This window comes from Pseudarthrobacter sp. TE9888 (genome assembly GCF_056279345.1).
In genome coordinates this window covers 2,516,054-2,531,941 of sequence record NZ_JBWBRD010000002.1, presented here as the reverse complement: position 1 = coordinate 2,531,941, position 15,888 = coordinate 2,516,054, and the positions used below count along the sequence as shown (strand labels likewise).

Annotated in this window: 11 protein-coding genes; 6 read left to right on the top strand and 5 right to left on the bottom strand. The window is 62.2% G+C overall.

The window, feature by feature from the left end; translation table 11 throughout:
* Positions 1-310: 310 nt before the first annotated feature.
* The 4 genes from ACZ9J7_RS12445 to hisC form a co-directional block, all read right to left on the bottom strand.
* Positions 311-1,726: a GTP pyrophosphokinase gene (locus tag ACZ9J7_RS12445; RefSeq protein ID WP_476209778.1), complete on the bottom strand. Its 1,416-nt coding sequence runs from the start codon at positions 1,724-1,726 to the stop codon at positions 311-313.
* Positions 1,727-1,847: 121 nt separating this feature from the next.
* A complete protein-coding gene (locus ACZ9J7_RS12440; protein WP_476209777.1) occupies positions 1,848-3,512 on the bottom strand; it encodes an AIPR family protein in 1,665 nt (554 codons plus the stop codon).
* A 751-nt stretch (positions 3,513-4,263) separates the two neighbouring features.
* The gene (locus tag ACZ9J7_RS12435; protein WP_476209776.1) at positions 4,264-5,676 is read right to left on the bottom strand and encodes an amino acid permease; all 1,413 of its coding nucleotides are present in this window, start codon (positions 5,674-5,676) and stop codon (positions 4,264-4,266) included.
* Positions 5,677-5,719: 43 nt separating this feature from the next.
* Positions 5,720-6,823, bottom strand: a complete 1,104-nt coding sequence (hisC, locus tag ACZ9J7_RS12430) for a histidinol-phosphate transaminase (protein ID WP_476209774.1) — start codon at positions 6,821-6,823, stop codon at positions 5,720-5,722.
* 93 nt (positions 6,824-6,916) lie between these two features.
* On the opposite strand from hisC, the gene ACZ9J7_RS12425 reads away from it, so the two are divergent.
* The 5 genes from ACZ9J7_RS12425 (at position 6,917) to ACZ9J7_RS12405 (ending at position 12,688) form a co-directional block, all read left to right on the top strand.
* Positions 6,917-7,420 carry an Lrp/AsnC family transcriptional regulator gene (locus ACZ9J7_RS12425; RefSeq protein WP_476209772.1) on the top strand — a complete coding sequence of 168 codons (504 nt, stop codon included), beginning with the start codon at positions 6,917-6,919 and terminating at the stop codon, positions 7,418-7,420.
* Positions 7,421-7,508: 88 nt separating this feature from the next.
* Entirely contained in the window at positions 7,509-8,612 is a 1,104-nt protein-coding gene (locus ACZ9J7_RS12420) for an HNH endonuclease (protein ID WP_476209770.1), read from the top strand.
* 101 nt (positions 8,613-8,713) lie between these two features.
* Entirely contained in the window at positions 8,714-9,184 is a 471-nt protein-coding gene (locus tag ACZ9J7_RS12415; protein WP_476211850.1) for an Lrp/AsnC family transcriptional regulator, read from the top strand.
* 118 nt (positions 9,185-9,302) lie between these two features.
* Positions 9,303-10,961, top strand: coding sequence for a thiamine pyrophosphate-binding protein (locus ACZ9J7_RS12410; RefSeq protein ID WP_476209768.1), 1,659 nt, complete (start codon positions 9,303-9,305; stop codon positions 10,959-10,961).
* A gap of 167 nt (positions 10,962-11,128) precedes the next feature.
* The gene (locus ACZ9J7_RS12405; protein ID WP_476207720.1) at positions 11,129-12,688 is read left to right on the top strand and encodes an IS1182 family transposase; all 1,560 of its coding nucleotides are present in this window, start codon (positions 11,129-11,131) and stop codon (positions 12,686-12,688) included.
* Positions 12,689-12,875: 187 nt separating this feature from the next.
* Here the strand turns inward: ACZ9J7_RS12405 and ACZ9J7_RS12400 are convergent, their stop codons facing one another.
* Positions 12,876-14,186, bottom strand: a complete 1,311-nt coding sequence (locus tag ACZ9J7_RS12400) for a hypothetical protein (protein WP_476209766.1) — start codon at positions 14,184-14,186, stop codon at positions 12,876-12,878.
* 577 nt (positions 14,187-14,763) lie between these two features.
* On the opposite strand from ACZ9J7_RS12400, the gene ACZ9J7_RS12395 reads away from it, so the two are divergent.
* On the top strand, positions 14,764-15,840 hold the full coding sequence (locus tag ACZ9J7_RS12395) for an endonuclease NucS domain-containing protein (protein ID WP_476209765.1): 1,077 nt from the start codon (positions 14,764-14,766) through the stop codon (positions 15,838-15,840).
* The last annotated feature ends 48 nt before the right edge of the window (positions 15,841-15,888 follow it).

Genomic DNA, 15,888 nt, shown 5'->3' with positions numbered 1-15,888 from the left:
CGGCGACGGAGCCCAAATTACCCCTGCATTCAGGCCTCACCGTGGCGGTCCTGGGAGTCAGACCTGGCGGGGGCAGTTTCCGTCCGTCCGATGGTTCTTGGCGATTCACTTTATTCACCGCCGGAGCGAACGGTGGCCGCCACGTTGCTGAGTATCGATAGTTCCCAGCCGGACAAAATAAGGCCCGATACTGGACTTATCCAGCGCTATAAGGCGGCGAAAGGGGAGGGTCCGTCGTGCACGCGATGCCAGGCCAAGTGTCTAACGTCGATGAGCGTCCAGTCGTCCGGAAAACTTACGGCTCAGCGAATCAGCCGACCGAGGACGAATCAGCCGTCGGCACCTTTGTCGGCGCCTCTAAAATTACGTCGCCAGCCCGCAACACTCTGAGACCGCTTCCGGGCACCTTTGTCAGCAACTCAGCGCAATAGTCTTCCGCGCTCGTGCGCTTCAGGTTTGTACTCACCCAAAGGTCGCCCACGCTCGTATCGATCCGCACGGCACGAGTGGAAGGATCCAGGTCATTCGCCTGCGAAACAGCGCCGTCAAGGAGAGCGGCTTCGACCCCAGCCCTGTGGGCAACGATCTTTACCATCTCCCTGAATGTTCGCGCTGCCGAGAAGTACCGTTCTTCCAGGCCTTGCTCTCCCTCAATCTTGTAGATCAAGGTCTTGCCCTGCACCCGTCTAAGTCGCATTCTGAGGAGCCGTGCGCGGTCCTCGAGCTCAAGGGGGGTAGCACTTATGTATTTTTCACCCCTCGCCGCCAACAATTCGTCATCTAGTCGACGGCCCTGAGAAGGCGGAACCTGGTAGTCCATGAGAGAGAAGACATGATCAGCGTCAACGCTCGACAACGCCACTTCCAGACCGCCAACCGTCGAGAGACCTGCCCGATGTAACTGCGTGACAAGTTGCGTGGCTTCTTCGCTGGAGACGGGCTCGGAGTCACGGAACCGAACCTTCATAAACTCAACAAGCAGTTCTGCAGTGAGGGCATCACTTGAGCCATCGCTGGCTTCGATCTCGTTTGACTCGTCTGCCTCGGGTGTCACAGCATCTTCCTGGCTGAGCACCGCATCTATCGCGTTGAATGTCTGATCAAGATATTTCCTGAGACCGCCCGCCTCTACGAAAAGCTGATCTACTTCCGCTCGCATGGAAATAGGCAGGTCGCTGTAGCCAGAAGGCTTGTACCGGACGTCGTGCTCATACTCCGCCCATGCATGGGAAGCGACTGTTCTAACCTGGACCTCAAAGCCCGGACGAGTATTGAGGTACCAGGACATTTCTTTTAGCCGCGCTTCTACAGCCGGGTCTCGAACGCTGTCGATTATGAAATGCTGACTGTCATAACCATTTCGCTTTTCGTCCCCAGGGTTCTTGTCTTCTGCGGTTCCACACGAGCGCCGGATCTGCTCGCTGGCTCGTTCGCGAGCAACATTCGTGAACACTATGATTCGCGCGGCGACGCAGTCGGCGATACTCGCAGCGGGGTCAGGGTACTTCGCCTTACCATTGTCCAGCTGTTTGACAGCTTTCTGCGCATACGATTCTAGAGATTTCGCGCGGCACTCAATGTTGTAGACAGGGATACTGCCTTCATTCATGAGTTCGCGCAAATATGCCTTTATCTGGTCCGCTGCATCCCGAAGACGGTCGTGTTGCTGGGCGAAGTCCCATAAATGCTTCGGCACTACCTGTTCACTGTTAGCTTCGTCGATCACAATTCCCCAATACGTTAATCAAACTCACGGTCATCTGCACCACCGGACGTGGTCGCCACGCTAAAGCTCGACTCCACCATCCAGCCACGCGGACATGGACGGGAGCTGTGAAGGCCTATCATCAACGCAACCCCGCGTCGGCGAGGATTTCTATGCAGCGCGCTCTGTTCTTGAACACATTGCCCGGGTATGCATTGCCGGGGAACGCTCCCACAATTGCGTTCACCGTCGCCGGTATTTTGGCTATTTCCGCCGAGACACCCTGTTTGAAGTCGTAACTGGGATCCTTCAGCTGCACAGCTCCTATGTTCTGCAGCGCGAGGTGAGCTATCACGAGTCGTCCATGCACGACGACTCCCAGTTCGACGCCGCTGGCACTAGTGCGCATGATGTCGAGCTTCTTATCGATGCTGCGGATGGCTGACACTGAACGGCTGAGAGAAAGAGGGTCCGTGGCCGCGTTGAATAGGCGCTGATACTCCCCGCCCTGAACAAACAAACGAGAAACCTCGCGTTTCGCGATGACTGCCAAGCCTATCTCGGGTGAGGAACAGGCCAGGGCTACGGCTGCATCTCGCACATGAATGACCATATCCGGGTCCTTAAGCGAGGGCTTTTCAGACTGGCGGATAATGTAGTCGACATTGATCACACGAAGTTCGCGAGCCAGCCGATGCTGCTCCTCATGCAGGAAAGCAAAATCCTGGCTCGAGACCTCATTTTGGGTATTTGCATAGCGAGTGATCCCTCTGGCCAGGTCATCATCGGCTGCGGGTACCTCTATACAGCGAGTCATTACGAATGTTTCGCTTAGCTTAGATTCCGCAACTGTGTCCAGCACTGCACCAAGTGTCGATACCGTTTGCGCCCCATTTACGATGGATGCCTTTGTAAGCTTCATTCGCCCGACGGCTTTATTGAGAAGACTTCCCGGGGAAGTAGTGATCTGCTCGGCCAAGATTGTGATGCCATTATTGAAATACAAGAAATGTTCTGGCTCATCCTTTACGGTAGTAAGCATGCCAGCATTAATCTCAGACCTAGGAATAACGACCCTAATGTTCTCAGCGAACAGTGCGTCCCCATGATCCTTGTACCAGTGGGCTATGTCCGCCGCCGAAACCCGGCCATAGAAGACCCTAAGTGGATCTGTTGTGCCGCCCCAGTCCAAAAGGCTAAGGTCCAGGTCAACGGCCGAATTCGTCTCGACGGCTAGCGAGTTGAACAGCTCCGCCTGACCAAAATGCACGTGCGTAACAATGGGTTCCACGCCTTCCAAGTCATTCATCTCTGACAGGAAGGAAAGGATGGGTTGCTCAACTTCGGTAGAGAGAGGCTGCGAGCCCGTCGTTGTTGTCACAAGCCGGATCCGCGTGGATGGAGTCGTCAACAAGTCCTGCACAGCCTCCCTCAACTCGGGGGAGGCATGGGCAGGCTCTCCAGTGTTTTCCATCCCGACTAGCGCCCGTACGCCATCGATAAACCGCAGTGACTCCTCTACTCCGAGGCCTCCCTGACCGTTCTGCCGCCACTTGGCTTGTGTGAACACGATGATCTTTGCATTGGTGTCGATCGCGACTGCGTCGATTCCTCGATCCTTCGATCCGTCCGTAACTTCCACGGTCCGCTGGGTGGCGTTCGCCGCATCATCCAGCACAAGGTCGGAGGAGTAGAGGGCAAGGTAGCGGCTAAGATTGTTTACCTCGTCGAGATCGGGACGCTCGTCCTCAGACGCCCAGTCCTGCACGACCCTGGCTTTGATTTGATCGACATGAAACTTTGACATGCAACTGCCCCCCCTGCGGCCGGACTCGGTATCTCCACCGAGTAGCATAACTGCTGTAGGCACTTCTCACGGCCTTCTGGGTACCGCCAGCTATGTCTTCTCCGACTTACACAATTGCCGGGCACTGTCAGCGAGAAGCCCCACCTGACACGCGCCTCCAGCAGTAACTGGACATCCACCCCGCTTAGGCAACGCAACCCGATCCCCCCGTCCCCCTTACTGTTGATCATGCACGCAACGAAACCGTTTACGTAAACTGTCTGCGCAACGCACTAAACAGCAGGCAAGCCAGCACCCGCAGGCACCCTCAGCGAGGAGGAACAGTGGTCACCATCCGCGATGTCGCTGAGCCCGAGAGGACAACGGACTGGTGGGCTACTCGGACGAAACCTGTGGACGGGTCGAGACCGCGGTCCAGAGCCTGTCCTACGAAAGGGACTACCGCGCCCGCGGCCTCAAAACCCAGCAAACCTACGTAACGTGATCGGGCTCCTCGCCCCCATGGTGTCCGACGCCCTCGCCTCCCACGCCGTGCAGGGCGCCGAGGAGCCACCCGCGCCCAGTCCGAATGCTAGCTCCGCACCCTGCGGACCTACAGGACGCTGGCGTCGTCCTCATTTCGGCGGTGATCACGCCGGAGACCCGTTAGCTGCTGGGATCCAACATTTGAGCATGACGGAGGGCGCGCCCTGTTAGACCGGACGCGCCCTCCGCGTGAGCCGGATCCGCAAGTCGAGTCAGCTCCCCTGACTCAGTCGATCAGCGCCGGTTCCTTGGCACGGTCTGCGGATTCCCCAACGGGCGCAGCCTTCCGGTTCCGGTGATTCATCCAGTTCGCCACCGCCAGCAGCGCCACGAGTGCGAACGTGCTCAGGAGCTGGGGACGGGAATCCTCGCCGATGAAGCCCACCGTGAAGATCGCCGCGAGGATCACCAGACCAAACACCGTGAGCCACGGGAAGCCGGGCATCCGCAGGGGAAGCTCCGCGCCTTCCCGGTCGGCGCGGAGGCGCAGCGCGAGTTGGGCGAGGAGCGCGGACGTCCACACCAGCAGGCACGTCGAACCCACGATGTTCAGCAGGACCGGAAGGACCTTCTCGGGGAAGGCCAGCTCCAGCACCACCGTGACAACGCCGAAGGCCACGCTCGCCAGGACCGCAACCACCGGCACCCGCGCTTTCGAAACAGATGCAAGCCAACGCGGTGCCTCGCCCCGCTCGGCCAGGGAGAACGCCATCCGGGAAGCGCCGTACAGGTTGGCGTTCAGTGCCGACAGCAGTGCTGCGACGGCCACCAGGGTGATGGCGGTGGCTGCACCGGGCAGGCCGGCTGCGTCCAGCACTGCGGCGAACGGGCTCTTGAGCCCGGCCGAGCCCACGGGAACCACCGCAGCAATCACGAAGATGGCGCCGATGTAGAACACCAGGATGCGCCACAGCACCGTCCGGACGGCCTTCTTCACGCTGCACGCCGGTTCCGCGGTTTCGGCTGCCGCCACGGAGACGATCTCGGTGCCACCGAACGCAAACGCCACCACAAACAGAGCGGTCGCAATCCCGGCAAATCCGCTGGGTGCGAAACCGGCACCAGTGAAGTTGGAAAGGCCCGGCGACTGCACGCCCGGAACCAACCCGAAGAGCAGCGCGAAGCCCACCAGCAGGAACCCGACAATCGCCGCCACCTTGAGCAGGGCGAACCAGAACTCGAACTCCCCGAAGTTCTTCACGCTGGTAAGGTTCACCGCGGTGAGCACCACGATGAACACGAAGGCCATCAGCCACACCGGCAGCGCCGGGAAGATGGTGGCCAGCAGGCCGGCGGCGCCTAAAGCTTCCGCTGCGATGACCACCACGAGCTGAATCCACCAGAGCCAGCCGACCGTGGCGCCGGCCACCGGCCCGTAGGCCTTGGCGGTGTAGACGGAGAAGGCACCGCTGTCCGGGTTGGCGGCAGCCATCTCGCCGAGCGCCCACATCACCAGGATGATGAGGGTTCCGGCCACGAGATAGGAGATCAGCACCGCCGGGCCCGCGGCCTGGATGCCGGCGCCGGAGCCGATGAACAGGCCCGCGCCGATGGCACTGCCCAGACCCATCATGGTGAGCTGCCGGGGTTTGAGGGCCGCGCCGAGGGCGCGGGCAGACGTCGTTGTCTGTTGTTCCATGGGGATTCCTCTTACTTGTCGGTGGAACGGAATGGGAAAAGGATCAGGAAATTGCCAAGGCCGCGTGGGCTGCGAGGAGCCGGAGCACACGGTCGTTGGAGGCGGGATCGGCCACGGTGATCCGCACGCCGTCGCCCTGGTAGGCGCGGACCATGATGCCGGCGGCATCGAACGCATCCAAAAGCAAGGCCAGAAGCGGGGCGTCGGCGCGGATCCACAGGAAGTTGCCCTGGCTGGGCTGCAGCGTCCAGCCCTGCGCGGCAAGCTCGGCAACCATCCGGGAACGTTCCTGCTTCACCAGGGAAACCCGGGCTGCCATCTCCTCCCCCGCGTCCAGCGACGCGACGGCCGCCTTCTGCGCCAGCGCGCTCACGGCGAACGGCAGGGCGGTGCGGCGCAGACCTTCGGCGATTGCCGCCGTCGTAATGGCATACCCAACGCGCAGGCCAGCGAGCCCGTAGGCCTTGGAGAAGGTGCGCAGGATGCAGACGTTCGGGTACCGGCGGTAGAGCGCCAGGGAGTCGGGGCCGCTGCCGGCGTCGGCGTACTCCACGTAGGCCTCGTCAATCACCACCAGGATGTCGGACCGGACGGACTGCAGGAAGACCTCGAGGCGGCGGTGGCTGATCGGCACGCCGGTGGGGTTGTTGGGGGTGCAGAGCAGGATCACCCTGGTGCGGCCGGTGACGGCGGCGGCCATGGCGTCCAGGTCGTGGCCCTCGGCACGGTCCAGCGGGACGCGGACCGACCGGGCGCCGGCCAGCTCCACCAGGATGGGGTACGCCTCGAAGGAGCGCCACGCGAACACCACCTCATCCCCGGCGTCGCACAGTCCGGTGATGATCTGCTGCAGGACGCCCACGCTGCCAGGACCCACCGCCACCTCCTCCGCGGTGACGCCCAGGTGCCGGGCGATCCGTTCGCGGAGTTCGACGGCGGCCATGTCCGGGTAGCGGTTCATCCTGCCGGCTGCTTCGGCCACCGCAGCGGTGGCTGCGGGCAGGGGCTCGTAGTGGCTTTCGTTGCTGGCGAGGGCGGCGATGTCCGCACCGAGGCTGCGCCTGCCTGGGACGTAGGCCGGAAGGCCGGTGACCGCGGCGCGGAGGGTGGGAAACGCTGGCGGGGCCAGGAGTTGTTCAGGGCTCATGAGGACCGATCATGGAAGTGACCCGGACCACAATGCAAGATACGCTTTTGTGCTTGGGACTTCTGCTCAACTTCTAGTACCTCTGGTGAAAATATGACCATCACAGCCTCCCGCACCCTCGATTCGCTCGACGGCAGGATCATTCTGGCCCTGGACAAGGACCCCGAAGCGAGCGCCCTGGCACTCTCCCGGACACTCGGCGTCGCCCGCAACACCGTCCACGCCCGGCTGGCCCGGCTGGAGCGCAGCGGCGCGCTCCGCTCCTTCAGCCGCAGGCTGGACCCCGCCGCGCTCGGCTACGAGCTGATGGCCTTCCTCTCCCTGTCGATCAGCCAGACCCGGACGGGCTCGGTGGAGGACGGGCTCGCCGCGATCCCGGAGGTCATCGAGGTGCACGCCACCACCGGCGACGCGGACCTCATGGCCAAGGTGGTGGCCCGCGGCACCGCCGACCTCTACCGCATCACCAACGAGATCCTGGAGATCGACGGGATCGAGCGGACCAGCACGGCCATCTCCATCCTGGAACTCATGCCGCCCCGGTACGACGGGCTGATCAGCCGGCTGAGCGGACAGGAGTCCGCTGCTTCGGACTAAACCCGGGCGGTGCGCCGCAATAACTGCGGCGTACGGTTGTGGCGGTTCTGGATCAGCCGCTGTCAGTGGTCGCGCATAACGTCTATGTATGACCACATCCCAAGAGAAACTCTGCTCAGTTGGAAAAGAAGAATGCGGCCCGCAGACACGACTTTATGGCGGGATGTGCCGGACCCATCGCTTCTATGCAGATGCCCCCTCCTGCATAGAACCAGACTGTGACATTGTCCCCACCGCGACGGCAAACAAATTTGTCGGGGGGAGGTGCCCCCTCCACTACCAGCGCTCCCGCAAAGCCAAGAAGGCCGCTGAAGCCGGAGAACAACGATGCCGGGTAGGAGTCGGCTGCGGAGCACAAAACAAGCTTTACGAGGGCCTATGCCGCAAACATTGGAATCGTCTGGAAAACTACGGCACGCTTGAGGACCCGGTGTGCATGGAGGAGGACTGTGAAGTAACGGCCGATACGGACCCCGGCAACCAATTCAAGTCTGGTCGGTGCAACATGCATTATCTTCGCTTCACCCGAGCCATGGACCGAGCGAGGGAGCTCGGGCTTCGGCTATGCCTGCACTGCGGTTCCGATATGTCCACTGCACGCCGCAACGCCAAGTACTGCAGTGTGAAGTGCACACAAGATGCCAGCACTGCCAAAAATATCGAGAACATCCGGATTCGCAGACGCATCGGCGAAGCGCTGCGCAAAGCTCAGAAGCTTGAGAACCCCGGAAGCGTGCCATTCACGGTCACCGACTGGCTGGAATTAGCTGAACGGCTTGAGTACCGCTGCACCTACTGCGGACGCATCACGGAGCCGGAAGACCTCCACATGGACCATATCGTTCCCCTGCATAAAACCAGCCGAGGACCTCACGCCCTGTACAACATCACCCCGGCTTGCTCCGGCTGCAATATTGCCAAGAAGCACCGGCCCCTACTGATCGCGTGGGCTCCGGCTCTCCTCGGAGGAAAGCCCAGATTGGATAGGTCAGCACCCCGGGGCAGGAAACGAAACCCTTGGGCCCCGTCTGATTGGAGAGGCGCAGACGGCCCGCTCCTCTCCGTCCTGGAAATGGCTAAGCCGTTCCCCGAACTGCTCCGGGCAATTCAGGTGAGCGAAAATTTCTACCGGAACAGGAATCTGTCTCCTGTCGAGCTTCAGGTGCTCGAAGCACTTGCCGGTGCAAGATGACGCTCACGGCTGAACAAGATCCGACGCTTCAGCGCCACCGTCGGGCTCCGGCCGGTCACTCCTGACCATCAGGGGACCACAACGGACCACCACATGTCGGCCTGGACGGCAGAATCATCCTTGCCCTGGACAAGGACCCCGAGGCCAGCGCCTTGGCACTCTCCCGGACACTCGGCGTCGCCCGTAACACCGTCCACGCCCGGCTGGCGCGGCTGGAGCGCAGCGGCGCGCTCCGCTCCTTCAGCCGCAGGCTGGACCCCGCCGCGCTCGGCTACGAGCTGATGGCCTTCCTTTCGCTGGAGATCAGCCAGTCGCGCGCTGGCTCGGTGGAGGGCGGGGTCGCCGCGATCCCGGAAGTCATCGAGGTGCACGCCACCACCGGCGGCGCGGACCTCATGGCCAAGGTGGTGGCCCGCGGCACCGCCGACCTCTACCGCATCACCAACCAGATCCTGGAGATCGACGGGATCCAGCGGACCAGCACGGCCATCTCCATCCTGGAACTCATGCCGCCCCGCTACGACGGGCTCATCAGCCGGCTCTCGGAGCAGGAGTCCCGCGGTTCGGACTAAACGGGGTGAGCTGCATCACCCATGGGCATTTTGTTAGTTACTGCTACTTCTGCTGCCAAAAGTCCCAGCCGAAATCCCGCCTCTTGCTGATCTGAGGTCCAGGTCACAGGATTCCTGCATGACTTCACTTACCGTCTCCGGCCGCGTGGCACAGGTTCTCAGCAGCTATGTCAGCGACGTCTTCGGCGTCATGGGCAACGGCAACGTCTACTTCCTGGACGCCGCGGAGCAGCAGGGCCTGCGCTTCACCCCTGTCCGGCACGAGGGCGCCGCCATCGCCGCGGCCGACGCCTACTACCGCACCTCGGGACGGCTCGCCGCGGGCACCACCACCTACGGCCCCGGCTACACCAACGCGCTCACCGCGCTGGCCGAGGCCGTCCAGGCGCAGATCCCGGTCGTGCTGGTCACCGGTGACGCCCCCACCAGCGGCGCCCGGCCGTGGGACGTGGACCAGGCGGCCATCGCCGCCGGCCTCGGCGCGGCAACCTTCACCGTCACCCGCGACGCCGCGGGCGCCGTCACCCGGCAGGCGGTGGAGTACGCACTCACCCGGCGCACCGCCGTCGTACTTGCCATCCCCTACGACCTCGCGGCACTCGAGGCTGAAGACGAAGACCTTCCGGTGCCGGCGGCACCCGAGGTGACGTACGACGGCGGCACGGACCTTGCGCGGGTGGCCCGCCTTTTGGTCGGGGCCAGGCGGCCGCTGATCCTCGCCGGCCGGGGTGCGCACCTCGCCGGTGCCGGCCCGGAGCTCCGCGAACTCGCCGACCGGCTCGGCGCACTGACCGCCGGAACCGCCCTGGCGCTCAACCTCCTCAATGGCGAGGGGCACCTGGGCGTTGCGGGCGGTTTCGGCACCGACACCGCTGCCGGGCTCATGGGCGAGGCCGACGTGGTCCTGGTGGCCGGGGCGAGCCTGAGCCCGTTCACCATGCGCTTCGGGCACCTGCTCGGCCCGGACGCCACCGTCATCCAGATCGACACCGCGGTTGAGCCAACAAATCCGCGGGTGGATGTGTTTGTTCAGGCAGATGTGAAGGCTGCCGCTTCGGGGATTTTGTCCCTGCTGGATGGGAACAAGGTTGGCGGAGCGTGGCGGGCCGAAGCTTCGAAGCGTCTGGGTGCGGGTCCGGGTCACTCCCCCGCGTCCGAGGAGACGGTGGACGGCCGGTTGGACCCGCGCGCCCTCGCCACGACGCTGGATGCCATGCTGCCGGAGCGCCGCACGGTGGTCCAGGATGGCGGGCACTTCATCGGGTGGGCGCCCATGTACTGGAACATCCCGCGGCCGCAGGACCTGGTGATGGTGGGGACCGCGTTCCAGTCGATCGGGCTTGGGCTTGCGAGTGCAGTCGGGGCTGCCCGGGCGGTGGAGGACGGCCACACGCTGGTGCTGGCCTCGGGCGACGGCGGGTTCCTGATGGGCCTGTCGGACCTCGAATCGCTGATCGGTGCAGCCCGCAGCGCCATCGTGGTGATCTACAACGACGCCGCGTACGGGGCCGAGATCCACCAGTACGGATCGCTGGGCCTGACCGAGAAGCCGATGCTGATCCCGGAGGTGGACTTCAGCGGCGTTGCACGGGCTCTCGGTGCTGAGTCTGCTGTGATCCGCTCACTCGATGACCTGTCAGCGCTGCAGGACTGGATCGACGGGGGCGCCAAGGGAACCTTCGTGGCCGACTGCCGGATCACGTCCAGCGTTCGGGCGCCCTGGCTGAGCGAGTGGATGAACGCAACGCGGGCGGCGAAGGCTGCGGTCGCCGGTTAATCACCGAAGACCAATCTGGTCACAAATCACTGGACTAGATGTCGTACCACAGAGCTCCACTGCTATCCGCGCATCCGATATTGACACGCCTAGGAGACTGCTGAACTAATCGGCGGATGTGGGGCGCGTCGACTGGACTGGTGGGTCTGGTGGTTAAGACTTGTCATATGCAGGGACGCGAGGACGCGCAACGAGGGTATTTGGATGTGGAGGCACTGGCCGGGGAGTTGTTGGCTCCGGGCAGTGTTTTCGCTTTTCTGGCCAAACATCGGGGGCGGTTGTTTCCGGATTCGATGATGGAGGATTTGTTTCCGTCGCGGCGGGGCAGGCCGTCGGTTCCGGCGCCGGTCATCGGGTCGGTGCTGGTGCTGCAGGCATTGCAGGGCCTCTCTGACCGGGAAACCGCCGAGGCGTTGACTTTTGATCTGAGGTGGAAGGCCGCTTGCGGCTACGGGCTGACCGATACCGCGTTCCATCCGAGCACGCTGACGTACTGGCGAAAGCGGCTGGCCGCCTCGTCGGATCCGCACCGGATCATGGAAGCCATCGCCAAAGTCGTCGCGGAAACCGGGGCTTTGACGGGCAAGCGCCGCAGAGCGGTGGATTCAACGGTCCTTAACGACGCGGTCGCCAGGCAGGACACGATCACGCAGCTGATCGCCGCGGTCCGCCGCTTCGGCCGGGACATCCCGGGCGGACAAGAACTCGTGACCGCCCACGCCACGGGCTATGACTACATCCGCACCGGTAAGCCGGACATCGCCTGGGATGACCAGGACGCCAAAGACGGGCTGATCTCCGCGCTGGTCACCGACGCCCTGGCGTTGCTGGCCGCGGTCGACCCCGAAACGCTGGACGGAAAGGCTGCTGATGCCTACGCTCTGCTGGCCCTGGTCGCCGGGCAGGACGTGGAACCGGCCGAGGACTCCGACGGGACCGACGGGCGATGGCGGATCGCCCGGAAGGTCGCCCCGGACCGGATGATCTCCACCGTTGACCCCGACACCCGGCATGCGCACAAGACCCAGTCCAGGCAGCAGGACGGATACAAGGCCCACATCGTGATCGAACCCGACACCGGGCTGATCACCGCCGCGGAACTGACCAAGGCCTCCGGCCCGGAAAACAGCGACGGGGCCGTCGGTGCCCGGCTGATCGGCATGGATTCCACGATCGCCGGCACCAGCCTGGACGTCCTGGCCGACTCGGCCTACGGCACGGGGGACATGCTCGCCGCCCTCACCCGTGCCGGCCACACCCCGGTGATCAAACCATGGCCCCTCCGCCCAGCAGTCGAAGGCGGATTCACCCTCGATGACTTCACCGTCGACGAAGCAGCCGGCACCATGACCTGCCCGCACGGACTCACCCGCAACATCACCACCAAACGACGGGTCACGTTCGGCGCCGCCTGCACAGGCTGCCCCCTCCGGCACCGATGCACCACCTCACCGCGAGGACGCAAAATCGTTCTCCACGAACATGACGCGCTGCAACGGCAACACCGCCAACGCGCCAAGAACCCGGCCTTCCAGGACGACTACCGCACCCACCGGCCCATGGTCGAGCGGTCCATCGCATGGCTCACCCGCGGCAACCGACGCGTTCCCCATCGCGGCATCAACCGGAACAACGCCTGGCTCCAGCTACGGATCGCGGGACTGAACCTCCGCCGCCTCCTGAAGCTCGGACTCACCGCGGAACAGGGATCCTGGGCCATCGCTTGAACCCGGAAACCAGGACCAGGCCTCTCACAGCCAGCCAAAACAACACCCACTACCCGGCCACAGGCACCAAAAGCCCGGAACCACCCAAAATACTTCAACCCCAGAAACCCCAACCCACAAAAGGAAGGGCTGGCCCGACAGCGAACGCCACGGACCAGCCCTACAAAGCACTTAGTTCAGCAGTCTCCTAGGCAGCCACTGCGGGAAATACCACGAGGGATCCGTCCCCGCTTCGTTCGATGTCGATTGCTACGTCAGAATGATTAGAGGGCATATTCAGCCCTTCGCCAAAAGCGCGAAGGCGATATACGGCCCTTAGTAAGTCATCGACCTCGCCCTGCATAAAGACCGGGCTGCGGAAACCCCCTTGCCGCTTCAGCTCCAAGGTCGACAGCCGATGCAGGACTGCACTGATACCCGACTCCAGCTCGTCGATGCTCCGTTCGTCGTCACGCAAGGTACCAATAAAGCTCCTAAAAGTGTTGTTAGTATCCTGCTGTGCGTGGTCCACGGCCTGAAGCACGATCACCCTGCGTTTGAGTGCAATGGCCAGGCGCGCGAGCTCCAAGTGGGCACGGAAAGTGCCGCCATCCTCGCTGATTCCGGGGAAGGCCTTGGTCAATGCCCCAAGTTCGACCTGGCCGTCGGGCAGCGAAGCTAGAGCTTCTTTCCATTTATCGAGCCGACGCTGCGTTCGAGCTATGGCAGTGCTGATCGCGTACGAGGAAGAATCCAAGCCGAGTGACAGACCGATTCTGCCCTGATCCAAGAGAACCGATGTCGCCTTGTTAATAGCGTCCCGGCAACCGTCCAGCTCGCTGCGTTCGGCCTCAAGGTTGTCTTCGTGAAGCTGCTCAAGCAGCTCAGTGATCCGTTCGATCGCCTCCTGCCTCTGGTGGTCGGCATAGGCGCTAACACCCACAGCTACAGCCATCAGCACGAGTGGCGCAGCAACAGTCAGCGCTCCCGCCGATGCGACGGCCACGCCTGCAGTGGCAGCTGAGCCAGTCGCAGCGCCTGCAACTGCGGCCTGCCCAGCAACGGGTACGAACGTTGCTTGGGCGGCGATGCCGCTCGAATTGACCAAGGCGCCATAGATTCCTCCCGTAGCGCCTTTGGCCGCCATGGGCTTTACCAACCCTTTGCCGACCTCTGCGGCCACCTTGGCGGGCACCACCATTCTGTACAGAACCTCACCGGAGGCGGAGACATCTACTTTTGAGGAAGCTGACTTGGCCGTATCAGCTACAAGCTGCGACAACTGGCGGGCGAGGGGGCTAGCCGCATGAAGAGCAATTCCTCCTTCACGATCGCGCTTGGGTGATAGAGGATGTGCTTCGAGCGTGGCGATGGGCGCACCCGCGAGCGTAGCCAGGACTGTCCGGATTTCCGCAAGCCGCTCGGGTGTCATGCCCTCGTCAGCGAAAATTGCAGGCACACTTACGGGCTCTGTGGCAAGTGTCCACACTGGCACGACTGCCTGGGTATCAGCGGTCACGTTTTATCCCTCCACCAACTGAACGTCGAAATTTAGGCGCAGCAGCGGCGACACCCGGAACGAGCCATGATCCTCCCGAATCGTCGCGCTAGTTGGTTATCGTCCCATAGCTGACTCGACTTGTTTGTCTACGCCACCCACGGGAAGGCCTCTTGAGGAGCCCCAGCCCGGGGTCTCATTCTCGTGGAGTCTCTTTTGCCCAGTGCTAACCTCGCATGGACACATCTAGACGGAGGACATTCCCATGGCGGGCAACGGGGACAAGGCTTATAAACTCCTTAGGAACAGCGGGACCAAGGTGAAGGCCAGCGGAACAAAGCTTTATGCGCTGGCCAAAGACCCTGCCGTCCAAGCTAAAGCGAAACAGCTAGCTCAAGACGGCCAGAAGCTATATCGGCTTGCGACCAGCCCAGAGGCAAAGCGCGCTTACAGGCAAGCAGCCGACGTTCTCAAAAAGGCGCGAAGGAAGTAGCGGATGTGTGTCTGACAGCGGGAGTCGTCGTGGAGCGGTAGGCTCCAAAAGTACTGTTACTTTCACCGAAGGACACCATTGCCTCTAGAAATAGGCCTCTGGCGCGTGACCGACAAAGCTGTCGCATTGTCGCCGGCAAAGATGCCTCTAGAATCACGTCTCGAACAGCTCATCTTGGACGACCCTGCCATCCTTGAAACTGAGCTTCTGGTTATAGGCCACCAAGTTCTAACCGCTCATGGGAAATTCATCGACATCCTGGGAATCGACGTTGATGGAGTCGTCCACATCGTAGAGCTCAAGAGGGACAGAACTCCCCGCGATATCGTGGCACAGGCACTGGATTACGCCTCTTGGGTGCAGACACTTTCCAATGATGATGTGCGGGACATCTTCAGCAAGCACAATCCGGGCACTGATTTTGATATCGCTTTTGCCGAACGATTCGGTGGAACTCCCACTCCGGACGACATAAACGAGAGCCATTCGATCACAGTCGTAGCTAGCGACCTCGACGACAGCACCGAGCGTATCGTCCAATACCTCAGCGCCGCGTACTCGGTTCCCATCAACGTGATGCTGTTCCGCTACTTCTCCGATCAGGGCAATGATTACCTCGCACGTACATGGCTGATACCCGCGGGGCAGCAAACGACATCTTTAACGGGAGGAGTGAACCAGCGGTCCACCAAGGCAGCCTGGAACGGTTTGGACTGGTATGTCTCGTTTGGAATGGAAGATGCGACGCGCAGTTGGGACGACGCACGTAGGTATGGCTTCGTCTCGGCCGGCGGCGGGGAGTGGTACTCCCGATCTTTGCGTAAGCTTCCCGTCGGTGCCCGAATCTTCGTCTACGTTCCCGGCCACGGCTACGTTGGCGTCGGAACAGTGACCGGTACTGCGCAGCCAGCGTTCGAGGCTGTACTTACTGAGAACGGCGAAGCGCGTTCTTTCAGTCAACTGGACCTAACTGGCCACTACGGCCTGGGTCAGGCTGCCGTTGCGCAGGACGGAGCTGATATGAACGAATACATCATTCCGGTTTCATGGCAGCGCACAACGGACCTTCCGGCCGCATTTTGGCTCAAGGGACTTTTCGCCAACCAAAACAGCGCCTGCAAGCTCCGTCATGAACTCACAATTTCGGAAGTGTCAAAAGCGTTTAATTTGACGACGGAGTAGAGGCCGGAGGGAAAGATCAGACCGTTCCCGTGTACATGGGCAATGAAA